This window comes from Ruegeria sp. AG1 (genome assembly GCF_056541705.1).
Window position 1 is genome coordinate 130,584 of record NZ_JBQFYU010000003.1, and the last position, 26,127, is coordinate 156,710.

Sequence of the window (26,127 nt, forward strand, 5' to 3'; positions counted from 1 at the left end):
CTAGCGCGGTCCGCGCTGTTGCTGCGCCCCGCCATCCTTGCGCATGGTCAGGCCAATCCGTTTGCGGGGGACGTCAACCTCGACAACGCGTACCTTCACGACCTGGCCGGTTTTCACCACCTCATGCGGGTCCTTGACGAACCGATCTGCCAATTGGCTGACATGGACCAGCCCGTCCTGATGAACGCCGATATCCACGAAGGCCCCGAAGGCGGCCACATTGGTCACAGTCCCCTCTAGCAGCATGCCGGGTTTGAGGTCGGTGATCTCTTCGATGCCGTCCCGGAACGAGGCGGTGACGAAGCTGGGGCGCGGATCACGACCCGGTTTTTCAAGCTCGGCAAAGATATCGCGCACGGTGGGCAGGCCGAAGGTTTCATTGGCGAATTGTTCAGCCCGTAAGCCCTTTAGCGCTCCGTCATGTCCCATGATCTGCCGGATGTCCCGACCGCAGGCCGCCACAACACGGCGGGCGACGTCATAGGCTTCGGGGTGAACTGATGAGGCATCCAGCGGCTCCTCTCCTTCCCGGATGCGCAGAAATCCGGCGCATTGCTCAAAGGCGCGCGGCCCGAGGCGGTCGACCTTCAGCAAATCCTTGCGGGACTGAAACGCGCCGTTGTGATCGCGGTGCTGCACGATGGCCTCGGCCAAACCGGGGCCAAGGCCCGACACATGCGACAGCAGCGGGGCCGAGGCGGTGTTCAGGTCGACGCCGACCGCGTTTACCACATCCTCGATGACGGAGGCCAGCGACTGGGACAGGCGATGCTGGTCGACGTCGTGCTGGTATTGCCCGACGCCGATGGATTTCGGTTCGATCTTCACCAGCTCGGCCAACGGGTCTTGCAAACGGCGCGCGATCGAGACCGCGCCGCGCAGGGATACGTCCAGATCCGGGAACTCTCTCGCGGCCAGTTCCGACGCGGAATAGACCGAGGCCCCGGCCTCGGAAACGACGGTTTTGGTGGGGGCTTTGACCGATTTGGGCAGCAGACTGAGCGTGTCGGCGACCATTCGTTCGGTTTCACGGCTGGCAGTGCCGTTGCCGATGGCGATCAGCTCGATTTGATGGGCCGAGATCAGGTTGAGGATCGCCGCCTGCGCCCCGCGCAGATCGTTTTTTGGTTGAAACGGATAGAGCGTATCCGTTGCTACAACCTTGCCGGTTGCATCCACCACGGCGGCCTTGACGCCGGTTCGAATGCCCGGATCCAGCCCCAGCGTGGGACGTGCGCCCGCTGGGGCTGCAAACAGAACATCCTTAAGGTTCCGCGAAAACACCTGAATCGCTTCATCCTGCGCCCGACCGCGCAGGTCGGCCATCAGTTCGACCATCATCGACAGGGACAGCTTGACCCGCCAGGTCCAGCCCGCAACCTTGCGTAGCCATTTGTCTCCGGGACCATCGCCACGGGTCTGCAGATGCGAGGCAACAATCGCTTCGGCTCGCGCAGAACCGGCCTCGGGTTCAGGGGCGATATCCAGCGTGACGATCCCCTCTTTCGAGGCCCGCAACATGGCCAGCGCACGGTGTGAGGGGGCAGTCGCCCAAAGCTCAGCATGGTCAAAATAGTCGCTGAACTTCGCGCCTTCCTTTTCTTTGCCCTCAACGAGTTTTGACGACAAAAGCGCCTCTCGCTGCATGAAATTGCGCAGCTCTCCCAGCAGAAGGGCGTTTTCCGTCAGCCGCTCGGTCACGATGTCACGGGCGCCGTTCAGTGCGTCCTTGGTCGATTCGACAGACTCGGACAGATAACCCTGAGCAAGGGCCTCGGGGTCGGCATTGCGGTCGGCCAGAATAGCGTCAGCCAAGGGTTCCAGCCCGTTTTCGCGGGCGATCATCGCCTTGGTGCGTCGCTTGGGTTTGTAGGGCAGGTAGATATCTTCCAGCTGTGCCTTGGTCTCGGCCCCGGCGATGGATTTTGCCAGATCGTCCGACAATTTGCCCTGATCCTTGATCGACGTCAGGATTGTCTGCCGCCGAGCCTCCAGCTCTCGCAGATAAGTCAACCGGTCCGAGAGGGTTCGAAGCTGCGTATCGTCCAGCCCGCCTGTCGCCTCTTTGCGATAGCGGGCGACAAAGGGCACGGTCGCGCCTTCGTCCAGCAACCGAACGGCGGCCGAGACCTGATCCGCGCGCGCGTTGATTTCGGTGGCGATAGTGCGGGCGATACGGTTCAAGGGGGCCTCCTGATACTGGGTCGGAAGGACTTCTTAGACAGCGTTTTGGCAGAGGGGAAGAGGGTCAGCGCATTGGGGCAAGATTTCCTGAAACGGTCTGCCCCTTTGCCTGCGAGCGATGCCCGGCCACTGATCCGGCCGGGCGTTGGCGTGCCTTAGAGGCACTCAGCCAATGTGTTCGCCATGTTGCGCAGAAGTTGGGGATAGAGCGCCGCGCCGGGCTCAAGTTCGGCTCCAAGAGGGTCGATCACGCCGGTATTGGCCTCGGACCCTTCCATCACGGTTGCGATCAGGCCGGGGTTGAACTGCGGTTCGGACAGAACGCAATCAATCCCTTCTTCTTTGATGCGACCCTGAATCTCCGCAATGCGCGCAGGGCTAGGATCGGACGCATCGCTGATCGAGATTGCACCGGATGCCGGGAAGTCGAAGTCATTTTCAAAATACTGATAGGCGTCGTGGAACACGATGAAGCTACCACCTTTAACCGGAGACAGCGTTTCTGCGATCTCGGCTGACAGCGCCTCCATCTCAGCGCGCGCGGCGGCTGCGTTTTCAAAGTACTTACCAGCGTTTTCCGGGTCAGCAGCCGAGAGTTGAGCGGCAATCACGTTCAGCCATGTTCCGGCGTTTGCAGGCGACAACCAGGCATGCGGATCGTGTTCGCCATGCGCGTGACCTTCGTGGTCGTCATGATCATCATGGTCTGCGTGCTCTTCATGGCCATGGTCGTCATGCGCGTGTTCATCTTCCTTGTCATGGTCGTGATCATCGTGACCATGTTCATCTTTGTGATCGTCGTGATCATCATGGGCGTGTTCGTCTTTGTGGTCGTCGTGATCGTCATGCGCGTGTTCATCTTTGTGATCGTCATGATCATCATGCGCATGTTCGTCTTTGTGATCATCGCCATGATCTTCATGACCGTGATCTTCATGATCCTCGTCATCGCCGTGATCATGCGCTTCGAACAGCGCGTCCTCGCGGAAGTCCAGCAGAGTGGTTCCGTCCGCCTCCAGCAGCGTTGTTACAGCCGCGCCGCCAGCGAGCGTTTCCACGGCGTTTTCCATCCACGGTGTCAGATCTTCGCCGATCCAGAAGACCAGATCCGCCTCTTGCAGAGCTGCCGCCTCGGACGGGCGCAGATTGTATTCATGGGGTGAGGCACCCGGCTGAACGATCAGGCTGGGTTCGCCCACGCCGTCCATCACGCGGGCCACAAGCGAATGCACCGGGGCAATGTCAACGGCTACATTCGGGACGTCGGCCATGGCGGTGCCGCCCAGCAATGTAGCGGTGATCGAAATGGAAAGGAGGTTTCTGGACATTGGACCCTCTGTGTGATTTTATAACATTTAATCGCGGCATATATGATATAAGATAACATGACAAGTCAGAGGCAACAGAACTCGACCAGCGAAGCTGCGCCGGTGGGGTTCCATGATCATGACCACGTGTCCTGCGTGGAAACCGGCCTTGCCATGGCCGAGGCTAAATGCAGCGCCGAGGGGCTGCGCCTGACGCCTGTGCGCCACAAGGTGCTGGAAATGCTGTTGCAGGAACACAGGGCACTAGGCGCCTATGCCATCCTTGATCGCCTTCGGGACGAGGGGTTTGGCTCGCAGCCGCCCGTGGCCTATCGCGCCTTGGATTTTCTGGTAGAGAACGGGTTTGTCCACAAGATCGAACGCTTGAATGCTTTTGTGGCCTGCGCCCATCCGGGAGCAACGCATTCACCTGTGTTCATGATTTGCCGCGGTTGCGACGCGGTGGCCGAAGCTTCCTCGGCCGTTGATAGCGGGGCCCTTGGCGATGTCGCCCGCGCCGTGGGTTTTGAAATCGAACGTACTGTAGTAGAAGCCGAAGGTCTCTGCTCTGACTGCACCGAAAAGGCCTAGCAATGTCCCTTGTCACCGTTGAAGACCTGAGCGTGAGCTACGGGGCCAATACCGTGTTGCGCCATGTCCATATGATCATCGAACCCGGTGAGATCGTGACAATTGTCGGGCCAAACGGGTCCGGCAAAACCAGTTTGTTGCGTGCAATTATCGGGGCCATCAAACCTGCAAAGGGTCGCATTACACGCAAACAGGGCCTGCGGATCGGATACGTGCCGCAGAAGCTGCATATCGATCCGACGCTGCCCATTTCAGTCGAGCGCTTCATGCGCCTGACCAATCACGTCAGCCGCGCCCGCTGCGCCGAGGCGCTTGAGGAAGCAGGCGTTCCCGATCTGTTGAAGCAGCAGATGACACAATTGTCCGGCGGGCAGTTTCAGCGCGTGTTGCTGGCGCGTGCCTTGATCAACCACCCGGATATCCTTTTGCTGGACGAAGCGACGCAGGGTTTGGATCAACCCGGTTCAGCGGCCTTTTACCGGCAGATTGAAACCGTGCGCCGCGAGACCGGCTGCGCCATTTTGATGATTAGCCACGAGTTGCATGTGGTCATGAGTGCCTCGGACAGGGTGATCTGCCTAAACGGTCATGTCTGCTGCGAAGGCTCGCCCGCTGTTGTGGCCTCAGCCCCTGAATATCGCGCCTTGTTTGGGACAGGGACCGGAGGAGCGCTGGCGCTGTACCGACATGACCACGATCATCATCACGACCACGATCATAGCTCTCAGGACGCTGCAGAATAATGCTGGATGATTTTATGACCCGCGCGACACTTGCCGGGATTGGTGTGGCTTTTGCGGCGGCTCCGCTTGGATGTTTCGTGGTCTGGCGCCGAATGGCATATTTTGGCGACGCGACCGCGCATGCGGCCATTCTGGGCGTTGCGCTGTCACTAACCTTCCAGATGTCTATCTTCGCGGGCGCATTGGCCGTAGCTCTGCTGATGGCGTTGACGGTTACCTTACTTTCTGGTCGAGGATACGCGATGGACACGCTTTTGGGCGTTCTCGCCCATTCTGCGCTGGCTTTTGGCCTCGTCGCAGTGTCGTTTCTTTCAGGCGTCCGCATTGACCTGATGGCCTATCTTTTCGGCGATATTCTGGCGGTTTCGCGCACGGATCTTGCTGTGATTTGGGGCGGGGCGGCACTGGTTGTTGCCCTGATCGGCTGGCGTTGGTCGCAGCTATTGACCGCGACCCTGAACGAAGAGCTGGCCTATGCCAGCGGCTATGATCCAAAGCGCGAGCAATTGATCCTGACCTTGTCTCTGGCGGTAACCGTTGCGGTGGCAATCAAGGTCGTGGGCGTTCTTCTGATCGCAGCTTTGCTGATCATTCCTGCCGCTGCTGCGCGTAGCTTCGCCCGATCGCCCGAATCCATGGCCTTAATCGCAGCCGCCATCGGAGCGGTTTCCGCCGTAGCCGGTTTGCGAGCTGCTTACGTGTTCGACACACCTGCAGGGCCGTCAATTGTGTGCGTCGCTGCAATCCTGTTTGCCTGTTTCAGCCTGATGGGATGGAAAGGTCACAAGCGATAGAACGCCCTACCTTTCATTGAAGGCCCGCTCCAAAGTCAGTTGGACCGGTTTCAACAGATAGCTGAGAAGTGTCTGCTCACCCGTTGTCATCTCGGCCACAACGGTCATACCCGCCTGCAGCGGACGGTTGAACGCGCCGTTGCCGATAGTTGAGTCCGCCAGAACGAAGGAGGCCCGGAAATAGGTCTCGCCAGTTTGTTCGTCGGTCATGGGCAGGGGATGCACCGACTGCAACCGTGCCTCGACCTTACCAAAGCGGCGGGCATCGAACGTATCGACGCTGATCGCCACCGGGTGTTCCGGGGCCACGTGCCCCACCTCGGAATTGGGAATGCGGGCCTCGACCATGAGGTTCTGCCGGGTCGGAAGCAGTTCAAAGAGCGTTTCGCCGGGGGCAATCACCTCACCGGGATTGGGTGAGGCCACCGACTGGATCACGCCACGCACCGGAGCGATCAGGCGCAGGTCGGCGAGTCTGGCCTCTACGAGTTTCTGCGAGGTCTGCAACTGGTGATGTTCGTGTTCCAGCGCGTTTATGCGGGTAAGCACGTCCTCTCTCAGCGTCAGCGCCTCTTCTGCGACGGCCGCCTTTGCAAGGGTCAAAGTGTTTCGTGCCTCGGCGGCGCGGACACGGGCGTCCTCGGCAGCGGCGCGCATGGCGTCGACTTCGTCTTCTTCTTCCAGAAAATCACTGAGAGATTTCAGTCCCTGTGTCTGCAGCTTCGCGTAGCGATCCAGAACCTGCTCTTTCTTTGTGACCCTTTGGCGCGCGAACTCTGCGGCGTCTTCAAGAATTTGCAATGTCTTGGTTTGCTGCTCAATCGAAACGCGCTGAACCTTCTGGCTTTCGAGAAATAACTCAATACGGGCAGCAGCCGTCGTCAGACCTGCATTTCTCAGCGTTTGTATCTGGGTGGACCTGTGCGGCGTATCGCCTTCAAGCATGGCAAGCACGGCTCGTGCGTTTCCTAAATCCCGCGTGACTGAGGAGGCTTGCGCGGCCAAGACCTCCATCTCTTGTGTCAGTTCTGGGTGGTGCAACTCGACTAGAACATCGCCAATTTCAACAGTTTGACCGTCCAGAACATGGACTGACCGGACAATCCCGCCTTCCATGGTTTCGATCTGAACATAGTGGCCCATAGGGACGATGGTGCCCGGCGCGCGTGTGATCTGTGGGACCTCGGTCCGCCACGACAAAACGATCAGACTGGCAAGAAAACCGGTGATAGCAAGCGCGAGAAACGCTGCGAACCGAGGCGCGCGGGCGCGATTTTGCCGAGCGTTGCGGTCCAGAGGTCCTTCTCGGTTTGCGGACTGTGTTCGGAAAACCATCGTCAAGCTCCAAGCGTTTTCAGGGCGGCCAACATCTTCTTGCGCCCGACTTCTCCGGTATCGTTCACAGCAACCTGGCCCGCGTTGAGATAGATGAAGCGATCGGCAATGTTAAGAAACGAACGATCTGCGGTCGCGATGATTACAGTGTGGCCCCCGGCCTTATCCTTGACCCAGGTTTTGAACGCCTGCCGGCGGGTGTCGTTCAATCCGTTTGTCGGTTCCGAGAACAGGTAGACCGAGGCTGGTCGCGCCATGCTGCGTGCAAGGGTAAGAGATTTCAAAATCTCATCTGGCATTTGTGAAAGGGCTTCGTCGGAAAGACGCGTCCGCACACCGTCTGGCAGAATGCTGTGCCCTTGTCGTAAGCCCATCCGATCTAGCGAGGCTTGAATTTCCATGTCGGAAAGGGACGGCGCGGCCATCTGGAAATTCTGAGCAACTGTGCCATAAAACAGTGATCTTTCGTAAGTCGCGTAGGTGACCGATTTGCGCAGCTCGTCCCGCGCGATCTGGCGGATGTCGATCCCATCATGTTCGATAGTCCCCCCAATCGGGGATGCCAGACCATCGATCAGATCCAGAACAGCCGTTCGCGCGGCGGTGTCGCTGCTGAGAAGGACTACGACTTCGCCCGGATTAAATGCCAGGCTGACTTGCGACAGGATCGGAGGGCGAAGTGGATCCGGGCGATGTGTTACCGAGGAAAACGAGATGGACCCGTTCAGTGCTTTTTGGTGGGACCAGCCTAGGCCAAGCTCCATCTCTTGTGGCAGGGACAGCACCCGGTCGGCCTGCTCGCGGCTGGCTTGGAAAGACACAAGCTGCGGAAATCCAGAATACAGCGCCTGAAGTGGTCCAAAGATCTTTGACACCAACGCAATTGAGGCGATCAGAGCACCAAAGCTGAGCGCTCCGGTCATGGCAGCATGTGCGCATAGAATAATTGCCCCGGTTGTGGCCAAGGCCGCCAGCGTTTGCCCCAACGACTGCGCAAGTGCTTGGAATTGCCGAGTACGCTTTGTGCTTTCCTCACTCGTTTCGATAAAGGGTATGCAACGCTGGAGCCAGCGTGTTTGCATGCCGAGGCTTGCGAAGGCGCTTTGATGGATGATCGCGTCTTGTACTGCCAATTGGCTGAGCGCCGCGTCTTGTGCGGCTTTCTTGTCGAGTTGTTTCTGGCGTGGGGTCGTGATCAATCCCAAAATGGCCAAAGCCACTGCCAGCCCAAGCGTCCAAAGCCCCACGCCAGGCGCAAGATAGAGCAGAACGACGAGGAAGAGTAAGGCAAAAGGCAGGTCCAGAAGCGTGGTGATCATCTGACCTGTAAACATCTCTCGTAGCGCCTCGAACTGGCGGAACCGGGACAGGTGCTGGTTCACGTCCGAGCTTTGCATTTGGCCTAACGGCAGGGACATCAGTTTTCGGAACAAGGCTGTCATCAGCTTTTGTTCGCCGCGCCAGCCAATATATGTCAGCGCACGCGTGCGCATGTGGCGAAAACCCATGTCTGTTGCCGCGATGACGGCGACCCCAACGGCCAGTGACAGAAGCATATCAACCGATCCCGAGGGGATGATCCGGTCGTATACGGCCATGATGAGCAGCGGGGCGAAAAGGCCCAGGATGTTGCTGAGCATGGAGACAAACAAAAGACCCGGCAGGATCGGGCGGAGGTCGCGAAAGGCCTGTGATACGGTGATCTGCGCTTTCGCCTTGTGGTCAAAGGCAAAACGGTCGATCCGAAACAGGGTGCACCTGTGGCGGGGAAGCTTTTGAAATCGTGGATTTTCCGCCTTTGCGTCGTCAACCAGCACATGCCTGCCTTTGCTGCCGCGCGCAAGGAAGGCCGACCCATGATCGGGAAGCACCAAGGCCGGGCAGTCCGAGGCCGCGATCTCGTGCATCCGGCACCTGACCTGCGCGAAAGGTATTCCGAGATTGTCCAGGGTTTGTGCAATGTCCGTCGGTTGCAAGCGTTGGGAAAAGTGTGGAAACGCTTCGATCAGGCTTTCTCGGTCATGTTTCCAACCACTCGCCTGCAGGAGCGACTGGAAAAGCTGAGTGGTTTTTTCAATCGTCATAGTGGTCACGCGGCACCTCTCTTAATGCGGCACGTTTCACCAGTGTCCCGATGGGCGTCCACTTGCCATTGAAGCAGATCGGAGGTCTTGGGATTGACCAGCTGGGTGGATTGATCTGTCAGCTGCCGCAGCCGAGGGTCGGGGCTTGCGACCACCAAAGAGGGGCGTGGCGAAAGCGTTTTCAGACAGGTGGCCAAGGCCTGACGCTCCGGCGCATCAAGAACAGACGAGGGTTCATTCATCAGTAATATCCGAGGGCGCAACGCTAGGACTCGGGTCAGCGCGATCAGTTGTCGGTTGACCGGATCGCTCTCAAAACTCGACCCCTTGCCCAGCTGGGTATTGTAACCTTCCGGCAGCCGGTGAACACGCTGCTCCAAACCAAGCGTGGCAGCGATCTGTTTGGCATGTTCAGCCTTTTCGGCGCCACCAAACGCGGTCAGATTGTCCAGCAAGGTTGCTGAAAGGATCGCAGGGTCGCGCTCCAGCGCCACTATCCCGCCCGGACCAACAAGGGCGGGTCGTTCAGTTGTTGCAACCTCATCTATCAGGCAAGAGCCAGCGTTGGGCTTTTGATTGCCCAGAATGGTCGCAAAGAGGGCGTCGACCATCCAGCTTTCTTCCACTTCTATTAGTATTCCAGTGCCAGCTGGCACGTGAAAACACACGGGGCGACTAGCGGCCTCTTTGTTTTGCGGGTGTGACAGGCATAGTCCTTCGACCCGCAGATCACCTTTGAGCTTTTTGTGCCCGATCCAGCCTGGCTGTTGCTGAGAGATACTGTCCATTTCGCGCAATTTCCGCCGGGATAAAGCGACGCTTTCTGACTGAACCCATATCGCGATGATCTTGGTCAAAGGCTGAATGATACGACCATTCAAAAGCATACAGGCCGCCAATTCGGCAATTCCGATCATGTTCTGAATGACGAGATAAGCCCCCAGTAAGCCCATTGCGGCAACCATGATCTGCCCGAAAACAGCGCCAAAACTCTGCGCAAAACCCGAAAACAGGATCAGTTTGCGGCTGATCTCTACGGTCTGGTCCTCCAACAACTCAAACCTTCGGGCCATCTGAGGCTCCATCCGGTTGGCTTTGACCGTGGACAGGTTGGACAGAAGGACCGAGAGGAACGCATAGCGACGCGAGTCCAGAGCCTTTCGACGCTCAAACAGGGACCATTGCAGGTGTTTCATTACTCCCGCAAACAGTAAGACGATACAGAACGCGGCAACCGGGACCAGAGCCAACCACCCTCCGATCAAGCCGATCATGAGGGCGAACAGGATCGTAAATGGCAGATCAATGACGAGCGTCTGGCTCTGACCTGATTGGTGTTCTCGCAGTTGGCTGATCGCCATGTAGCGATCGAAATAGGTGCTGGCGGTGTCCTGAGCGAAGCGGATCGGATTTGCGTTCAATACCTGTTCCAGAAATTGGCGTTGGCGGGCGACGGCACTCTCTTCGGCCCCGGTTGTCAACAGAACAGAACGCGCCCAACGCAATGCAAACTCAAGCCCTACACAGACCACCAGTGCCCAGGTCAGGAGGCGCAACGTCTCGGTCGATTGAAAGGGGATGATACGGTCGAAGATCAGCAGAATGGTGATAGGCGCCAAAAGGGACAAGATGTTCAGGGAAAGCGACGCCGCCAGAAGCGGAATACCCATCCGCAGCCTTGTGCTGCGCTTGACCGACCTGTTCGCTTTCATGTGTTAACGCCCGTTTATTTGCCCCCTAGGTCTGGGGTCGCGGCGTTTAAGAACGTGTAAACATCAGGTCACAGGATGCGCTGAGTTTAGAAAAAATTGCATGTATTTCAGTAACTTTTGAGAAATCTCCACGTGCTACTGGTTTTTGGGAATCGTCAGTAGGTAAATCGGGGTTTTGCGATGAAAAAGCCGGACATTAATCTGAATTTTCAAGCGAATTCCGCGAAGTCTGAGCAAAGCGAAAAGCAGGATATTGCAGAAAATCTTTCACGGGCACCTGCAAGTTCGGCTGAGGACCCGACCAGGAGTACTCTGCATACCGGCGAACAGGCGCAAGGGGTGCTGGATGAAGCTCAGACCAGTGGCGGAGCACCTTCGGCGGGTGTCAATTTCGCTGAGAAAACGGTGGTTGAAGAAGGTGTTGAAACAGGCAAAGCAAGCGTACCGCAAAGCGTTGTCGCACGGGCTGGGTCGCCCTTAAATACGAGCCCATCTGGCGAAAGTGGGCAATCGGATCACCAAGAGAGGGTCTCCTCTGCTGAAACAACTGTCGGACCGCTTCCTACTGCCGATGTATCGGCGGAGTTGCCTGAAATTGCGCCTGCGGTCGAGCCGAACGCGCCCACCCCTCCGACAATTCCTGCGGCTTTGTCCCCTCAGCCACTGGAGGAACAAAACCAAGCCCCCAAGGATGTCATGCTCGATGGCTCAAGCCTATCAGAGAACGATGAAGGCGCGCTGGTCGGGACCATTACGGTGTTCGATCCGGATTCGGATGGGCCGCATCAGTTTGAGGTGTCTGATCCTCGATTCGAAATCCTCGACGGTCAGTTGCGATTGAAACCCGGCGTTGCGCTCGACCATGAAGACGCAAGCAGCGTAGAGGTGGATGTCACCGCTACGGATGAGGGCGGGTTGAGCTTGACTGAGCGTTTCACAATCGACGTTGCAGATGTGAACGAAGGCCCGGAAACTGTGTCTTTGGACAACACAACCCTAGCCGAAAACGCGATGGGGGCGACGGTCGGAAACATTTCTGTCGTGGACCCTGATCTGAATGACACCCACCGTTTTGAGATCTCGGATGAACGCTTTGAAATCTCCGACGGGCAATTGCGCTTGCGACCGGGTACCTCGTTGAACCACGAGGGTGAAAATCACATTGAAATCAGTATCAAAGCGACCGACGCCGGGGGTTTGAGCGTCACCGAAACCTTCTCGATATCGGTTCAGGATATCAACGAAGCGCCGATTGATCTGACTGTTCAAAACGGAACAGAAAACCTGATCCGGAACGGCAGCTTTGAGGAATTCGAGCTTGCACAGGGCCGGTGGAGGGGGTTTGACGATGATCAATCCGGTGCCTGGACCGATGCCAACGGGATCGAGATTTGGGACCGCCTGGGAGGGCTGCAGGCCTCGGACGGTGATCAGGTAATGGAGATGGACCATGGCTGGGGCATGGATAGCATCTCTCAGGTTGTGCAGACGCAAGAGGGGCAGCTCTATGATCTGGGCCTCGACCTGCGCGAGCGCCTTGCGAATGGCACCGATACGGTTGAGGTGTATTGGAACGACACTCTGGTTGCAGAACTTGATCCCAAATCGTCGGATTGGGAGACGTTCCAACTACAGGTTGTCGGTACAGGGCAAGACAAGCTGGACCTGCGTGAGGCCGAAGACCAGAATGACTCTTATGGCGCATTGGTCGACAATATCACTCTGACCGAAGCGCAGTTGACCGTGGCTGAACATGTCGCGGGTGCCGTGATTGGTCAGGTCCGGTTCGACGATCCTGATCACGGTGACACTCACCGGGTCGAAGTCTCAGACGATAGGTTTGAAGTGATCGAGGGGCAGTTGCGTCTAAAACCAAATGTTGCGCTTGATCGCAGTGAGGCTGAGGCCTTGACCATTGACGTGACTGTCATCGACGAAGGCGGGTTAAGCACGACCGAGACACTTTCGATCTCTATTGCAGACAGGCCCGATATGTCGATTGGCACCGGGTTTCACGCCAAACATTTCGATGCCGACCACAGCGTGACGCGACTTGAGGATGTGAATTGGGACGCCCCTGCAACGCATCAGGAGGTCACGACGGAGGTTAACTACGAAATCAGCCGCGGGTCCTTTTGGGAAGGCGGGTCGCGAAACACGTTCGGCGTTGAGGTCACCGGAACGGTACAGGTTTCCGAGGGTGGGACGTTCGCTTTCCATCTCGGAGCAGACGAAGGCGTTATGCTGATTGTTGATGGAGTGCCGGTCATCCATGAGGACGATTCACATGGAAATCAAACACGTTCTGGCCAGATTGACCTCGAACCTGGAGCGCATGCTATCGAAGTTCGGTATTTTGAAGGTTCGGGCCAAGCAGGCCTGAAGCTGGAATGGGATGGCCCCGGCCTTGACGGTCGACAGCTTGTTTCGGCCCCGGATGTTGCACAGGCGCAGGTTGTAGCGGGGACTCCGCTGGCCTTCGATATCGACACAGCAGCTTTGGGAATTGGCCAAGATACCCTGTTTTCCTTGGATGGATTGCCGCCCGGAACGCAGGTCGAAGTGCACGGTCAGACCTATGTTGCCGAGCCTGACGGGACCGTGGAACTGGGCGGCTGGCAGGGGGACTTGCTGATCATACAGCCTCCATTCGATTTCTCGGGCCCTATTGATGTGGCGGTACGTTCCTCTACACCAACCGAATTCGGTGGTAGCCAAGACGCTGTCCAGACAGTGTCGTTCGAGGTTCATCCGGCGCAGGTTTTTGCCCCGACTGCGCAAGTGAGTGGTGGATTTCAGGCCAGCTTTTTCGATTTGGAACATAGGCTTTCGAAATTGGACGACATTGATTGGAACGCCGACCCGACACATCAGGAAATCGTGTCTGAAATTCACTACAAAAACAGCGCTGACTCGTTCTGGGAAGGGGGGTCAAAAGACACCTTCGGTGCCCGCTTGGAGGGGCGTATTTCGGTCGAAGAAGGCGGCACATACACCTTCTTTGCCGGTGGGGATGATGGAGTCGTATTGTTGGTCAATGGTGTCGAGGTGATCGAGAATGATGGGCTGCACGCCTACAAGACCCGAGCCGGTCAGATCGAACTCGACCCCGGCACCCACGAAATTGAGGTCAGGTATTTCGAGAACTACGGGCATGCAGGGCTAAAACTGGAATGGGAAGGCCCTGATACCAAGGGTCGCGCCTTGGTGCAGGCGGACCCGGAACTGGCGATTGAAGAAAACGGGACGTTGGCGGTTGGAATTGACCTGATGGGTGCCAGCGATCAGGCGGATGTGGCAATTGCGGGGTTGCCAGCCAACAGCCTAATCGTCGGTGCTGAGGCGGCGGTGATGTCGGATGGAGGGCCGGTTGATGTGAGCGGCTGGGATATCGGCTATCTTGAAATCTCGCCGCCCCCGGGGTTTGAGGGCGCAATTGATGGCCAGATCGTGATCTCGGATACCGGCTTTAACGGCGCGCCGGTGACATCGACAACCGCGTTTTCGATGGATGTTGGTGATGTTGATGCGCTTACGAAACTCGATGCGCCGGATGAATTCGCGTTCTTCGCGAGTGCCTCGCACAACGGGGATGTAGTATCTTGGGATGCAGATTCTTCGGAAGCCGCGCATGACGAAGCTGACGATGTTCTAAATGAAGACGTGATCTCGCCATCACACTCCGAGATCACGAGCATTGAGACGGAGGCCTATGAAAGAGTCGATTGGTAGTCCGTGGCTGGCCTATTCGGACGTGGTTATGAAAAAATAGACCCACTCGCCCTTGAATTCCGGGTCGTTGGCGCGGGCGCCGGCGACTCGATCTTTGAGGAACTCAAGGTAAGGTCCTGCCGGTTCGATCAAGGGTCTTTCCTCATCAAAGAGGGGGGTCGACGCCGCGAAGGCTACCGCGATTTCTTGTCCGTACGGAGGGCCGATGGTGATAAAAAGGCCGGGGTCGCCTTGTTTCTCAGCGCCAATTTTGAATGCAGATTTGGCGGGTGTTCTTGCAAGCGGGACCGATGCGTTTGGGCTTAGGTGTATGACCTGACCGTCGGCGTCGAAATAGTCGACATAGATATAGGCGTCGTAGTCGGCTCCGGTCAGATCAAGGACCAGTTGCTGACCCGAGGCGTAGCGAAACTCGCGCGTGTGAATATCTTCGCCCACCAGCAGGGGGTTGGTGATCTGGTCGGTCGATTGTGGCAAGCCCACATCGACGATCCCGCTGAGCGCGCCGCATTGGGGTCGGGGAAGGATCAGCAGATTGTCGGTGACCTGAATATTGGCCCCCATCTGCGTCTGAAGCGCCGACAGGACAGGCCCGCGAAGGCCGTTTTCTGGGATATGACCGATCAACTCGAGAGTATTTGTTTCTGGACGGAACTGCACCTGAAGACGTGAGCACGGTACCTGGGTCAGCAGGCCATCTATGCCATCACGCAGGTCTTCAGCTGCCCGGCCCGCATCTTCGGGGCGCGTGAAACTTTGAAAGGCGGCGAGGCTTACGGGATCAATCGGGGAATCGCCGGTTGCCGAAAACACATCGGCCGCCTTGGCCTTTGGGACGTCCGGTTGGGTTTGGGTCAAAGCGACGGGCCGCGCCTGCACGGCCTGAGCGGCATCGAAGGAAGGTTGTGTCAACGCCACTGTATACGTCGGCGCGCGGTTGGATGACAGCGTGGTCGTCGGCAACTCGGCCGAGGTCAGGGTCACAGGAACCGCCTGTTCGGCAACGACAGGTTGCGGCTTTTCCGGAACGGCCGCCAGAGCCTGCGTTTGGCTGGCCACCTGGTCACTGGCCGCGAGGCTTAGAGCATTTGCGGTAATCTCTGGGGCCGAGGATTGTGGAATAGCGCCCTGCGCCAATCGTGCGCCGCTTGTTTCTTCGGTTGAGGTCGCCTTTGTATCCGGCTGCGCCTGCGCCGCGGTGCTTTGTTTCACCTGATGCGCCGAAAGCTGCATCCGTGTTTCCGGTACGGGCTGCTCGATCACGGGTTCAGGCTCTGTGGACCAAAGCAGAACGACCGCAGCCACAGCGTGAACGGCAACCGAACAGAACAGCGCGACGCCCCATATCAGCGGAGTGCGCGTCATCGGACCGGACCCGGAGGTGTAACGACCAGCACCACATCCCGTGCGCCCATCGACTCGAACGTGGCGATCAAGGGCAAGACCTCGCGCAGGGCGGCATCCTGATGGGCGTTGATGCGGAGCAGCAGGTCCGGCTGTTCTGACAGCGCCTCCTCAACCGATTGCGCGATCTGATCCGCCGAAAGCTCTGTTCCGTCCAGGGCCAATTGGCCATCGGCGCTGACTGACAGGGTCAATCCTCCCGCTGGCATATCCGCTCCGGATTGCGACACCGGCGGGGTCACGTCGAATGGCGCGGTGGCATCCATGCGTCCGATGAGCATGAAGAAGACCAGTAGGAAAAAGACGACATCTATCAGGGCGATGATGGTTTCGGGGTGGTGGCGTGGGGCAGGGCGGGTGATCCTCATGGGCGCGCCTCCAGCCGGACGACGCGCATGTTGGTCACGCCTGCGCGGGTGACGACGTCCATGACAGTAACCAGCGCCTGCATGCGGGCGCCGCCGGTGGGTAGGACGATCACCGGAGTTGCAGGGGCCTGGGCAATTCTGTCGGACAACAGTGCCTCAAGCGCCTCAGAGGTCAGTGATTGCCCGCGGAAATAGGGCGCTCCGTCGCTTCCGATACGGATCACCACGGCGCTGGCGGGTTCACCCGAGGTGCCGGAGGATGCTGGGCGGTCCGATTGAGACAAGGCCGGGATCATGTCGAGGTTCAGGTAGGTCGAGGTCACCATGAAGAACACCAGCAGGATCAACATCACGTCGATCATCGGCACCAGCGAGATCAGGGGCCGTGTCGGTCTGCATCTGTTCAAGCTCAGCTCGGCGGACATGTGTGATCCCTTACTGCGTGCCGCGTTCCTCGATCACCATCAGCTGCCCGACCGCGTTTTCGATCGCCTGAGCGCCCGCTTCTGCGCGACCCGATAGCAGCGATGCGCCAACAGCGGCGGGGATGGCGACCAACAGACCGGCGGCGGTGGTCAGCAGGGCCTGCCAGATCCCGCCCGCAAGGACCGAGGCATTGGCCGCGCCCTGCGCCAGCTCCAGCTCCTGAAACGACTGGATCATACCGGTCACGGTCCCCAACAGGCCAAGCAGGGGCGAGATCATCGCGATCAGCTCCAGCACGCGAATCCATGTGTTCATGGCAGCGAATTCCTGATTGCCGCGACGTGTCAGTTCGGCCATCAAGGCGGGCCCCTTGAACCCATCGTTCAGCGCCTGCATAGCATAGGCGCAGACGCGATCTGCCGGAGATTTCCCTGCAGCGACGGCCGCCTGCGCCGCCTGCCTGTCGCCCTTGGACCACTGCACTAGTGCTGTGTCCCTCGCGTCTCCGCCGGATCGAACCGGGGCCAGTTGCATCGCCTTGATGACGATCAAAGTGACTGAAAGCAGCGACAATGCGCCAAGGATTGCGATGATTGGGCCTCCTGCGCCCAGTGTCTCAAGCCCGAACATGATCTACTGCGCCAGATTGGCTGAGGTCTTGCTGCCCAGCGTCAGCAGCGGGAAGCAATCCAGAGGTTCGGCGTTCTGAGGCTTGCAGGCCGGCAGGTCGTGCAGCAGCACCTCTGAGATATTGGCGCATTCGATCTCGGGGATTTCGAACAGTTTCAGAACGGTGCGTTGAACGGGCAGGGGGGCCGCGTCGATGGACAGCAGCCGGTCGATCACACCATTGCCGTCGAGGATGGCCAGCGACATCTCGAATTCTTCGAAACTGTTGTCGGTCTGATTGCGAAACAGGAAGAACGCGCGGCATCCTCCGCCGTCGGCGGGTTCGAATTTGTTCAGCTCGATTCCAAGGCGGCCCTCATCGGCCTGCGCGGTTGCGGCCATCAGTGTCAATGCAACTGCGCCGAAAAGCGGTTTTCTCATCTTCCTACCTCTGCTGCCGGTCGTTGAACCCACACCCGATGTCGTATGTCGTGGGTCTTAGCCCTGAACATTGCAGAAACAGGGCGCGTGCGGGAAGATATTTCTGCAATGGGTCACGTTTGCGGTGGAGTAATGACCTTGCCCCAACGTAAACAAACGGTACGACCGCTCGGGAATATGTGTATATTGATCTCGACCTGGTCCGCGCATTGCGACCGATTAACCACACAAGCCGCAGAGGAAACGGGAAGTGTTTGCGAGTTTCGCCATCATGTGAACTAATTCATACACAAGATTGCAGGCGCTGCTGTAAGCGATTCAACAAGAACAACAAGCTGCGATCGAACAGGACGGTATTGGGAATAAAATGGACCTTTCATCTTATCTGGAGCCCAGAGACGACGAACCCCCCAGCGGTGAAAATCTGGAATACGATCCGGCCTTTACGGACCTTGAGATCGCGGCCCAGCCGGGCGAAGAGCGTCAGATGGGCGATGAGGTCGTTGCGGCCGAAGAACAGGACTGGCGCGATGTCGAGGAAAAGGCCCTCGCCGTCATGGAAAAAAGCCATGACATTCGCGCCGCGATCTATCTGGCCGAGGCTGTTTTGCACACAAAGGGCCTTCCCGCCTTTGCCTCAGCCGTGGGCTATGTGAAATCTCTGCTGGAAGACAATTGGGACACATGCCACCCCGAGCTGGATGAAGACGACGGCGATGCCACTATGCGCATAAATGCGGTGCGCGGTCTGGCCTCGTCTGATCGGATGGTACGCGCCTTGCGTCGGACCGCTTTGACAGACAGCCGCATGTTCGGTCGGATGACCCTGCGCCATCTGGATGTCGCCGAAGGTCGCATCAATATGCCCGCAGATCTGGACGACGCGCCGGATGCAACCGGGGTTGCGGCCGCGTTCAAGGATACCGATGACGAGGTGTTGGAGGCCAATGCCGATGCAGCGTCCGCGGCTCTGGATGATGTTGAGGCAATCGACGCTGTATTCGGCGACAAAACGCCCGGAGAAGGCCCGGATCTGACGCCTCTGTCCGATGCGCTGAAAAGCATCAAGCAGGCGTTGGCCAGCTATGCCGATGTGGGCGAGGCCGAAGAAGACGATTCCGGCGACGATGACAGCCCAAGCAGCCCATCGGGTGCACCGGCCGCGCCGATGGCGTCGGGCGGTGGCGGCGGTGGGGCGATCAACACGCCCGAAGATGTCACGCGGATGCTGGAGCGCATCATGGATTATTATGCCCGGTGCGAGCCCTCCAGCCCGCTGCCAATTTTGCTTGAGCGTGCCAAGCGCCTTGTGAATGCCGATTTTCTGACAATTATCGAAGATATGGCAAAAGAAGGTCTGGATGAGGTGCGCCAGATCGGCGGCATTAAAGAAGAAGACGATGACGATTATTGATCCGTTTGGGCGCAAGCCGAACACCGGATTGAAAAGAAACACTGATGGATGAATCGAGGAGCATCAGATGGCTGACAGTTCACAAAAATTTATAGCTCGGAACAGGGCTCCGAGGGTTCAGATCGAATATGATGTTGAACTCTATGGTGCCGAAAAAAAGGTCCAGCTGCCCTTTGTCATGGGCGTCATGAGCGACCTTGCCGGGAAATCCGAGGTCGAGCAGCCCGCCGTAGCCGACCGCAAGTTCCTGGAAATTGACGTCGACAATTTCGACGACCGGATGAAGTCGATGGCGCCGCGCGCGGCCTTTACCGTGCCGAACACCCTGACGGGTGAGGGCAATCTGGCCGTCGATATCACGTTCGAGAGCATGGATGATTTCAGCCCCGCCGCGATTGCCGCGAAGGTTGAACCTCTCAAGGAGCTGCTGGATGCGCGCACCCAGCTGTCCAACCTGATGACATATATGGATGGTAAAACCGGGGCCGAGGATCTGATTTCGAAAATCATGCAGGATCCGTCGCTGCTGAAGACACTTGCAGCCCAGCCCAAACCCGGCGCTGACGCCGCCGAGGAGGAGTAAAAGATGGCCGAAGAAGAAGCCAAGGTAGAAGCCGCCGAAGGCGCAACAGCATTTGGATCCTCGGAATTTGAGGCGCTGTTGACCAAAGAATTCCGCCCCAAGTCGGATCAGGCGAAAACCGCTGTTGAAAGCGCGGTCAAGACGCTGGCCGAACAGGCGCTGGCCAACACTGGCCTGATCTCGGACGACGCGCTGCGCTCGATCGAAGGGATCATAGCCGAGATCGACAAGAAGCTGACCGAGCAGGTCAACCTGATCCTGCATCATGAAGACTTCCAGCAGATGGAAGGCGCGTGGCGCGGTCTGCATTATCTGGTGAACAACACCGAAACCGACGAGATGTTGAAAATCCGCGTGATGAACATCTCGAAGAAAGACATGCACAAGACCCTGCGCAAGTTCAAAGGAACCGCGTGGGATCAGTCGCCGATCTTCAAGAAGCTCTATGAAGAAGAGTTCGGCCAGTTTGGTGGTGAGCCCTACGGCTCGCTGGTGGCGGATTATCACTTCGACCACAGTCCGCAGGATATTGAGCTGCTGGGCGAGATGTCCAAGATCGCCGCTGCGGCGCATGCGCCTTTGATCACCGGGGCCAAGCCCAGCCTGTTCCAGATGGACAGCTGGTCGGAACTGGCCAACCCGCGTGATCTGACCAAGATCTTCCAGACGCCGGAATATGCCGCATGGCGCAGCCTTCGCGAAAGCGAAGATTCCAAATATGTCGGCCTGGCGATGCCGCGCTTCCTGGGTCGTCTGCCTTATGGATCGAAAACCGAACCGGTCGAGGAATTCGCGTTCGAAGAAGACACCACCGGTGCCAACAGCGATAGCTACAGCTGGGTCAACGCGGCCTATGGTATGGCCGTGAACATCAACCGCTCCTTCAAGGAATACGGCTGGTGCTCGCGCATTCGTGGCGTGGAAAGCGGTGGTACCGTCGAAGGCCTGCCCGCGCATACATTCCCGACTGACGATGGCGGCGTGGACATGAAATGCCCGACCGAGATCGCGATCTCGGACCGTCGCGAGGCGGAACTGGCCAAAAACGGCATGATGCCTCTGATCCACCGCAAGAACAGCGATTCGGCGACCTTCATCGGCGCGCAATCGCTGCACAAGCCGGCGGAATATGATGATGCGGATGCAACCGCGAACGCCAATCTGGCGGCGCGCTTGCCCTATCTATTCGCGACCTGCCGATTCGCGCATTACCTGAAATGCATGGTGCGTGACAAAGTTGGCTCGTTCAAAAGCCGTCAGGATATGGAATCCTGGTTGCAGGGCTGGATCAACCAATACGTGGACTTCAACGCCGATATCTCGGCCGAAGCGGAAAAAGCACGTAAGCCTTTGGCCTCGGCCGAGGTGGTTGTGGAAGATGTCGAAGGCAATCCGGGCTACTACACGTCCAAATTCTTCCTGCGCCCGCACTATCAGCTGGAAGGCCTGTCGGTCTCTCTGCGTCTCGTATCGAAACTTCCGTCCGAAAAAGCTGGATAAAGGTCAAAAAAATTGGCGGCATGTGATGTGTTTCACTGCCGCCGCTACGACCCTCCGGTAAACCGGGTTTAGAAACTAGAAAAGAGGAAGGCTAAAATGGAAAACGTATTTGTACAGATGGACTTCCCGGGCGAAGCACGGGAAAAACAGCACAAAGATTGGATCGCGGTTAAGTCGATTTCGTGGGAGGTTGAGCGGACGCTGGACATGTCCGACATGGGCACCACACAGCGCGGTTATGCCAACGCGAATTTCGGCAAAGTGACTCTGAACACCGAGCTCAGCAAAGCGTCTGCCAAGATCATGACCTATGTTGCATCGGGCAAGTCGAACTCGGAAATGCTGATCCACATGTGCCGTTCTGGCGACGACGAAAAGAAAGGCATGGAGCCTTATCTGATCATCAAATTGCGTGACGCAATCGTGGACAGCTACTCGGTCGATGGTGGCGAAGACTCGATCCCGTCGGAAACCTGGACCGTCGCGTATCGCGGCATCTCGGTTAAGTACAAGATTGCCGATTTCAAAACCGGCAAGCTCAGCGATTGCAACGAGTTCCTGTGGAACCTGGAAACCGGCGACGTCAGCTAAGGTTTCAAACAACTACGGGTCCCGGTGGCATTTGCCGCCGGGGCTTTTGCACTTTTTCCATCCTGACTGCGCGAGGGTTACATGACGCCGGAAGAGCATCTTAAATCAGGCGATCTGGCGGCCACATTGGCCTCTCTGCAAGATAAAGTCCGTGCCAATCCCGCAGACGCCAAGCTGCGGATTTTTCTGTTTCAGCTGCTCTGTGTGATGGGTGACTGGAAACGCGCGATCACCCAGTTGAAACTGAGCGCGGAGATGGATGAAGCGGCCACGATGATGGCCAAAACCTACCGCGAGGCCATAATTTGCGAGGTTTATCGCGAAAAGGTTTTCGCGGGTGAAAAGACCCCGATGATTTTTGGTGAGCCGGAAGAGTGGCTGGCCCATCTGATCGAGGCACAGAAATTGACAGCTGGCGGGCATTTCGACCAGGCCGCCGAGCTGCGCGCAAAAGCATTTGACGCTGCGCCCGCGACATCCGGTACGGTGAATGGCGAAGCGTTCGAATGGATCGCGGATGCCGATATGCGGCTGGGGCCGGTCCTCGAAGTGATTGTGAACGGCCGCTATTTCTGGCTGCCCTTTTCTCAGATCGTGCGGATCGACATCGAACCGCCCAGCGACCTGCGTGACGCGGTCTGGACAGCCTGCACGCTGACGGTTGCCAGCGGAGGGGAACTCGCCGCCCTGATACCAACACGCTATGCCGGGTCGACCGAGCAGGGCGATGATGCCGCCCGTCTGGCGCGGGCGACCACTTGGGTCGATGCCGGTGGCGAAACTTTTGTCGGGCTGGGCCAGCGTTTGCTGACAACAGACAAGTCCGACATCGCGTTGCTGGACATTCGCGAACTGGTTCTGGACGTGGCGGCCGGGGCCGGGGAAACGGCGGGAGATGGCTGAGAAGACCCTTGCCGAACGCCTGCAACCCTCGCTTCTGGATCGGTTGACGGATGACGCGCCGGATCAGTTGAAAGAGGGGCGGGATTCCCGCGTGATTGACGTCGGGCGCCTGCGCGAGATCATTCAGCGCGATCTGTCCATGTTGCTCAACACCACCGATCAATCCGATTTGATTGACGAGGATGTCTATCCTTATGCCTCCAAATCAGTCCTGAACTACGGCATCCGCCAGACTTCGGGCTCGTTCTCTACCCTGCGTCAAGCCCAGCGCATTCAAACGTCCATTGCCGATTCTATCGAGGTGTTTGAACCTCGGATCGTGAAAGGGTCGATCGCGGTCGAATTGCGCTCGGAAAAGCAATCGGGCGAGATGCATGTGGATTATGACATCCGCGCCGTGATGTGGGCGCAGCCCATGCCTCTGGAATTGTATCTGCGCAGCCGGGTCGACGTGACCACCGGCGAAGTCTCGATCGAGCGGAGCTAGGCGCGATGGATACACGGCTTCTGAAACACTACGAAACCGAACTGGCCTTCCTGCGTGAAATGGGGGCCGAGTTTGCCAATGCCTACCCCAAGATCGCCTCGCGCCTCGGGATGGAAGGGATCGAGGTTGTCGACCCCTATGTGGAACGTCTGCTGGAAGGCAGCGCATTTCTGGCGGCTCGGGTTCAGCTGGAACTGGATATGCAGTTCCCGACTTTCACCTCGAACCTGCTTGAGATTGTCTATCCGCATTACCTGGCCCCGACACCGTCGATGATGGTGGCGCAGATGGAGCCCGACATCGGCAATGCCGCGCTGAAAGAGGGCTACCCGATCCCGCGCGGTACTACGCTGCGCGCGCGCTTGGCCGAGGGCGAGCAGACCGCGTGTGAGTTCACCACGTCCTCGAACCTCACCCTTTGGCCGATTGAAATCACCGAAGCCGAGTACATCGACGGTCGCGGAGAGTTGGTGGCTGCCGGGGTCGCGCGCGACACCGACGCGCGCGCTGGTATTCGCTTGCGATTGAACCGCACCGACGGCGAGCCGATGGCCGAGCTGGGAATGGACAGCCTTGTGATGCATCTGGATACCCAGAGCGGCAAGGCTTGGGCCCTGCATGAACTGCTGGCCACCCAATGTGTTGGGCTGACGGGCCGCTCGACGGACCGCCGCGCGGACTGGACCACCCGGCTGACGACTGCGGATGTCGTGCCCAAAGGGTTTGACGCGGATGAGGCCCTGTTGCCAACCCCGCGCCAGTCCTTCGACGGTTATCGCCTACTGCAGGAGTATTTTGCGATGCCGGAAAGGTTCCTCTTTGTGGAACTGACAGGCTTGCGGCCCGCGCTTGAGAAATCGGCGGGCACGGATGTGGATATCTACATCCTGTTGCAGGACGGGATGCGCGATGTTGCCCCCGCTGTGACCCCTGCGGCCTTTGCGTTGAACGCGGTGCCTGCGGTGAACCTGTTCCACCGCCGCTGCGACCGGGTGCACATCACCCAGATGGACACGCAGCATCATGTGGTGCCCAACCGTACTGCGGGTCTCGACTATGAGATTTTTGGGATTGAACGTGTCACCGGCATTCAATCGGATGAAGAGGGGGACATTCCTTTCCGCCCCTTCTATAGCGACACTGACCTGACGGCTGCGGGCGACAATCACTCGGCTTATTACACGATCAAACGCCGGATGCGGCAGCGCAATGAAAAGGAACGGCTACGGGGCGTGCGGACCTCGTATCTGGGGTCCGAGGTCTACCTGACATTGGTCGACCGGGCACAAGCGCCCTATCCCGGATCGTTGGAACAATTGGCGGTTGAGGCGCTGTGCTCCAACCGTGATTTGCCCCTCTTGCTGGCCGCGGGCGGCGACGACGTCTTTCACCTGCCCGATGGTGGTCCGGTAAAGACAATCCGGACGCCGGTGACACCGACGCGCCCGCACGCGACCTTGGCTCAGGGTGATGCTGCGTGGAAACTGATCAGCCATCTCAGCCTCAATTATCTGTCCATCGCAGGCGACGGGAAAGAAGGCGGGGCGGGCGCTTTGCGCGAACTGCTCGGTATTTATGCTCCACTCGGCAACCGCGTGACCGAGAAACAGCTTGAGGGCGTCGTCTCGGTCTCCAGCCGACCCATCGTGCGCCGAATGAGCGACGAAGTCCTCAGCACGGCGGTGCGCGGGTTAGAGATCACGCTGGGCTTTGACGAAAGCTTCTACGAAGGCACCAGCGTCTATGTGCTGGGCGCGGTGCTCGAGCAGTTCTTCCGCAAATACACCACGATCAACAGCTTCACGGAAACCGTGTTGAAAACCGAACGACGAGGAGAGATTGCCAGATGGCGACCAGCGGCCGGACTGGGCAGGATCATCTGAGCCTGCTGGCCGCGCTGGCGGCTGATCCTGAAAGGCATCATGTCTTTCAGGCCTTGCGGGTGATCGAAGCGCATTACGCAGATGCGCCGCGTCTTGGTGAATCGCGCCGCCCGCGCGAGGATCGCGTGCGTTTGGGGCAGGACGTCTCACTGGCTTTTCCGCCCAACACGCTGACGCGGTTTGAACCAGCGACAGACGGCGCGCCGGGCAAGCTCAACAACCTGTTCTTTGGCTTTTTTGGTCCGCAAGGCCCTCTGCCCCTGCACCTGACCGAGTTCGCCCGTGACCGTCAGCGCAACCACCGCGACCCGACTTTCGTGGCCTTTGCCGATATGCTGACTCACCGGATGATGAGTCTGCTCTATCGTGCCTGGGCCGCAGCGGAACCGGCGCCCAGTTTCGACCGAGGCGATGATCCGTTTGAACAGCGCGTGGCGGCTTTGGCCGGGTTCAAGGGCGAAGACTACAGCGACCGTGACGCGATGCCGGATATGCTGCGCCGTTTCTTTGCGGGGCATCTTGGGTCAGGGACGAAAACGGTCGAAGGCCTGATCGCGATCCTGTCGGATTATTTCGGGGTCGAGGCGCATGTGCAGCAGTTCGTCGGCTCTTGGTTGGAGCTGGAGCCGGACGACACTTGGCAGCTCGGCTCTCCAGCGCGATTGGGGCAATCCACCAGCATCGGCAACCGCGTCTGGTCGCGCGCGGCCAAGTTCCGTATTCGCATCGGGCCACTGTCGCTGGAAGATTACAAACGCCTGCTCCCCGGCGGCGTGTCTCAGGAACGGATGGAGGCGATTATCCGCACCTATGCCGGTGACACCTTGGATTGGGAGGTCAATCTGGTGCTGGCCGGTGATGAGGTGCCGCGCGCCTCGCTAGGTGGAACGACGCAGCTGGGTCATACCAGCTGGATTCGAACCCGCGATGATCCTGAACAGAACCGCTCGGATGCGGAAGATCTGATCCTGTATCCCGGATATGTATCACAAGAATTCGAGGCCGAAGAACTGGCCCATAACGAGAGGTATTGAAG

Annotated in this window: 22 protein-coding genes; 12 read left to right on the forward strand and 10 right to left on the reverse strand. The window is 58.4% G+C overall.

The window, feature by feature from the left end; genetic code table 11:
• Positions 1–2,184, reverse strand: a complete 2,184-nt coding sequence (locus ACR0B5_RS05290; protein WP_480538930.1) for a Tex family protein — start codon at positions 2,182–2,184, stop codon at positions 1–3.
• Positions 2,185–2,339: 155 nt separating this feature from the next.
• Positions 2,340–3,512, reverse strand: coding sequence for a zinc ABC transporter substrate-binding protein (locus ACR0B5_RS05295; RefSeq protein ID WP_480538932.1), 1,173 nt, complete (start codon positions 3,510–3,512; stop codon positions 2,340–2,342).
• Between the two features lie 57 nt (positions 3,513–3,569).
• Between ACR0B5_RS05295 and ACR0B5_RS05300 the strand changes: the two genes are divergently transcribed.
• The 3 genes from ACR0B5_RS05300 to ACR0B5_RS05310 are packed head-to-tail and all read left to right on the forward strand — an operon-like array spanning position 3,570 to position 5,619.
• Positions 3,570–4,082, forward strand: coding sequence for a transcriptional repressor (locus ACR0B5_RS05300; RefSeq protein WP_480538934.1), 513 nt, complete (start codon positions 3,570–3,572; stop codon positions 4,080–4,082).
• Positions 4,083–4,084: 2 nt separating this feature from the next.
• Positions 4,085–4,825, forward strand: a complete 741-nt coding sequence (locus ACR0B5_RS05305) for a metal ABC transporter ATP-binding protein (RefSeq protein WP_170526947.1) — start codon at positions 4,085–4,087, stop codon at positions 4,823–4,825.
• Positions 4,825–5,619, forward strand: a complete 795-nt coding sequence (locus ACR0B5_RS05310; RefSeq protein ID WP_480538936.1) for an iron chelate uptake ABC transporter family permease subunit — start codon at positions 4,825–4,827, stop codon at positions 5,617–5,619. Before ACR0B5_RS05305 ends, ACR0B5_RS05310 begins: the two co-directional genes overlap by 1 nt.
• A 6-nt stretch (positions 5,620–5,625) precedes the next feature.
• Here the strand turns inward: ACR0B5_RS05310 and ACR0B5_RS05315 are convergent, their stop codons facing one another.
• From ACR0B5_RS05315 to ACR0B5_RS05325, 3 genes are read right to left on the reverse strand one after another with little or no spacing between them, the layout of a single operon-like run.
• Positions 5,626–6,954, reverse strand: a complete 1,329-nt coding sequence (locus tag ACR0B5_RS05315) for an HlyD family type I secretion periplasmic adaptor subunit (protein WP_480538938.1) — start codon at positions 6,952–6,954, stop codon at positions 5,626–5,628.
• A gap of 2 nt (positions 6,955–6,956) precedes the next feature.
• A complete protein-coding gene (locus ACR0B5_RS05320) occupies positions 6,957–9,038 on the reverse strand; it encodes an ABC transporter transmembrane domain-containing protein (protein ID WP_480538940.1) in 2,082 nt (693 codons plus the stop codon).
• A gap of 5 nt (positions 9,039–9,043) precedes the next feature.
• Positions 9,044–10,750: an ABC transporter transmembrane domain-containing protein gene (locus ACR0B5_RS05325; RefSeq protein WP_480538942.1), complete on the reverse strand. Its 1,707-nt coding sequence runs from the start codon at positions 10,748–10,750 to the stop codon at positions 9,044–9,046.
• A 180-nt stretch (positions 10,751–10,930) separates the two neighbouring features.
• On the opposite strand from ACR0B5_RS05325, the gene ACR0B5_RS05330 reads away from it, so the two are divergent.
• Positions 10,931–14,482: a PA14 domain-containing protein gene (locus tag ACR0B5_RS05330; RefSeq protein WP_480538944.1), complete on the forward strand. Its 3,552-nt coding sequence runs from the start codon at positions 10,931–10,933 to the stop codon at positions 14,480–14,482.
• A 12-nt stretch (positions 14,483–14,494) separates the two neighbouring features.
• On the opposite strand, the gene ACR0B5_RS05335 is transcribed toward ACR0B5_RS05330, so the two are convergent.
• Genes ACR0B5_RS05335 through ACR0B5_RS05355 form a run of 5 tightly spaced genes read right to left on the reverse strand, consistent with a single transcriptional unit; the run spans position 14,495 to position 17,730 of the window.
• Positions 14,495–15,847 carry a DUF4384 domain-containing protein gene (locus tag ACR0B5_RS05335; RefSeq protein WP_480538946.1) on the reverse strand — a complete coding sequence of 451 codons (1,353 nt, stop codon included), beginning with the start codon at positions 15,845–15,847 and terminating at the stop codon, positions 14,495–14,497.
• Entirely contained in the window at positions 15,844–16,254 is a 411-nt protein-coding gene (locus ACR0B5_RS05340; RefSeq protein WP_480538948.1) for an ExbD/TolR family protein, read from the reverse strand. The genes ACR0B5_RS05335 and ACR0B5_RS05340 overlap by 4 nt, the downstream gene beginning before the upstream one ends.
• The gene (locus tag ACR0B5_RS05345) at positions 16,251–16,679 is read right to left on the reverse strand and encodes an ExbD/TolR family protein (protein ID WP_480538950.1); all 429 of its coding nucleotides are present in this window, start codon (positions 16,677–16,679) and stop codon (positions 16,251–16,253) included. The genes ACR0B5_RS05340 and ACR0B5_RS05345 overlap by 4 nt, the downstream gene beginning before the upstream one ends.
• Positions 16,680–16,689: 10 nt before the next feature.
• Positions 16,690–17,310: a MotA/TolQ/ExbB proton channel family protein gene (locus ACR0B5_RS05350; protein ID WP_480538952.1), complete on the reverse strand. Its 621-nt coding sequence runs from the start codon at positions 17,308–17,310 to the stop codon at positions 16,690–16,692.
• A 3-nt stretch (positions 17,311–17,313) separates the two neighbouring features.
• A complete protein-coding gene (locus ACR0B5_RS05355) occupies positions 17,314–17,730 on the reverse strand; it encodes a hypothetical protein (RefSeq protein WP_480538954.1) in 417 nt (138 codons plus the stop codon).
• A 367-nt stretch (positions 17,731–18,097) separates the two neighbouring features.
• On the opposite strand from ACR0B5_RS05355, the gene tssA reads away from it, so the two are divergent.
• The 8 genes from tssA (at position 18,098) to tssG (ending at position 26,125) form a co-directional block, all read left to right on the forward strand.
• A complete protein-coding gene (tssA, locus tag ACR0B5_RS05360; RefSeq protein WP_480538956.1) occupies positions 18,098–19,144 on the forward strand; it encodes a type VI secretion system protein TssA in 1,047 nt (348 codons plus the stop codon).
• Between the two features lie 67 nt (positions 19,145–19,211).
• A complete protein-coding gene (gene tssB, locus ACR0B5_RS05365; RefSeq protein WP_170378441.1) occupies positions 19,212–19,727 on the forward strand; it encodes a type VI secretion system contractile sheath small subunit in 516 nt (171 codons plus the stop codon).
• A 3-nt stretch (positions 19,728–19,730) separates the two neighbouring features.
• Positions 19,731–21,227 (forward strand): type VI secretion system contractile sheath large subunit, encoded by a 1,497-nt coding sequence (gene tssC, locus ACR0B5_RS05370; RefSeq protein WP_480538958.1) that lies wholly within the window; start codon positions 19,731–19,733, stop codon positions 21,225–21,227.
• A 96-nt stretch (positions 21,228–21,323) separates the two neighbouring features.
• Positions 21,324–21,818, forward strand: coding sequence for an Hcp family type VI secretion system effector (locus ACR0B5_RS05375; RefSeq protein WP_170378430.1), 495 nt, complete (start codon positions 21,324–21,326; stop codon positions 21,816–21,818).
• Between the two features lie 81 nt (positions 21,819–21,899).
• On the forward strand, positions 21,900–22,721 hold the full coding sequence (locus tag ACR0B5_RS05380) for a type VI secretion system accessory protein TagJ (RefSeq protein ID WP_480538960.1): 822 nt from the start codon (positions 21,900–21,902) through the stop codon (positions 22,719–22,721).
• On the forward strand, positions 22,714–23,208 hold the full coding sequence (gene tssE / locus ACR0B5_RS05385; RefSeq protein ID WP_480538962.1) for a type VI secretion system baseplate subunit TssE: 495 nt from the start codon (positions 22,714–22,716) through the stop codon (positions 23,206–23,208). The genes ACR0B5_RS05380 and tssE overlap by 8 nt, the downstream gene beginning before the upstream one ends.
• Positions 23,209–23,213: 5 nt before the next feature.
• Positions 23,214–25,091 carry a type VI secretion system baseplate subunit TssF gene (tssF, locus tag ACR0B5_RS05390; RefSeq protein ID WP_480538964.1) on the forward strand — a complete coding sequence of 626 codons (1,878 nt, stop codon included), beginning with the start codon at positions 23,214–23,216 and terminating at the stop codon, positions 25,089–25,091.
• Entirely contained in the window at positions 25,055–26,125 is a 1,071-nt protein-coding gene (gene tssG, locus ACR0B5_RS05395; RefSeq protein ID WP_480538966.1) for a type VI secretion system baseplate subunit TssG, read from the forward strand. Before tssF ends, tssG begins: the two co-directional genes overlap by 37 nt.
• The last annotated feature ends 2 nt before the right edge of the window (positions 26,126–26,127 follow it).

Bases quoted from the DNA above. Each gene is read 5' to 3' on its own strand.
- ACR0B5_RS05350 (WP_480538952.1), bottom strand. From the start codon at position 17,310: ATGTTCGGGCTTGAGACACTGGGCGCAGGAGGCCCAATCATCGCAATC.
- ACR0B5_RS05325 (WP_480538942.1), bottom strand. From the start codon at position 10,750: ATGAAAGCGAACAGGTCGGTCAAGCGCAGCACAAGGCTGCGGATGGGT.
- ACR0B5_RS05380 (WP_480538960.1), top strand. From the start codon at position 21,900: ATGACGCCGGAAGAGCATCTTAAATCAGGCGATCTGGCGGCCACATTG.
- ACR0B5_RS05340 (WP_480538948.1), bottom strand. From the start codon at position 16,254: ATGAGGATCACCCGCCCTGCCCCACGCCACCACCCCGAAACCATCATC.
- ACR0B5_RS05330 (WP_480538944.1), top strand. From the start codon at position 10,931: ATGAAAAAGCCGGACATTAATCTGAATTTTCAAGCGAATTCCGCGAAG.
- tssE (WP_480538962.1), top strand. From the start codon at position 22,714: ATGGCTGAGAAGACCCTTGCCGAACGCCTGCAACCCTCGCTTCTGGAT.
- ACR0B5_RS05345 (WP_480538950.1), bottom strand. From the start codon at position 16,679: ATGTCCGCCGAGCTGAGCTTGAACAGATGCAGACCGACACGGCCCCTG.
- tssC (WP_480538958.1), top strand. From the start codon at position 19,731: ATGGCCGAAGAAGAAGCCAAGGTAGAAGCCGCCGAAGGCGCAACAGCA.
- tssA (WP_480538956.1), top strand. From the start codon at position 18,098: ATGGACCTTTCATCTTATCTGGAGCCCAGAGACGACGAACCCCCCAGC.
- tssG (WP_480538966.1), top strand. From the start codon at position 25,055: ATGGCGACCAGCGGCCGGACTGGGCAGGATCATCTGAGCCTGCTGGCC.
- ACR0B5_RS05310 (WP_480538936.1), top strand. From the start codon at position 4,825: ATGCTGGATGATTTTATGACCCGCGCGACACTTGCCGGGATTGGTGTG.
- tssF (WP_480538964.1), top strand. From the start codon at position 23,214: ATGGATACACGGCTTCTGAAACACTACGAAACCGAACTGGCCTTCCTG.
- ACR0B5_RS05300 (WP_480538934.1), top strand. From the start codon at position 3,570: ATGACAAGTCAGAGGCAACAGAACTCGACCAGCGAAGCTGCGCCGGTG.
- ACR0B5_RS05355 (WP_480538954.1), bottom strand. From the start codon at position 17,730: ATGAGAAAACCGCTTTTCGGCGCAGTTGCATTGACACTGATGGCCGCA.
- ACR0B5_RS05320 (WP_480538940.1), bottom strand. From the start codon at position 9,038: ATGACGATTGAAAAAACCACTCAGCTTTTCCAGTCGCTCCTGCAGGCG.
- ACR0B5_RS05315 (WP_480538938.1), bottom strand. From the start codon at position 6,954: ATGGTTTTCCGAACACAGTCCGCAAACCGAGAAGGACCTCTGGACCGC.
- tssB (WP_170378441.1), top strand. From the start codon at position 19,212: ATGGCTGACAGTTCACAAAAATTTATAGCTCGGAACAGGGCTCCGAGG.
- ACR0B5_RS05305 (WP_170526947.1), top strand. From the start codon at position 4,085: ATGTCCCTTGTCACCGTTGAAGACCTGAGCGTGAGCTACGGGGCCAAT.
- ACR0B5_RS05335 (WP_480538946.1), bottom strand. From the start codon at position 15,847: ATGACGCGCACTCCGCTGATATGGGGCGTCGCGCTGTTCTGTTCGGTT.
- ACR0B5_RS05375 (WP_170378430.1), top strand. From the start codon at position 21,324: ATGGAAAACGTATTTGTACAGATGGACTTCCCGGGCGAAGCACGGGAA.
- ACR0B5_RS05295 (WP_480538932.1), bottom strand. From the start codon at position 3,512: ATGTCCAGAAACCTCCTTTCCATTTCGATCACCGCTACATTGCTGGGC.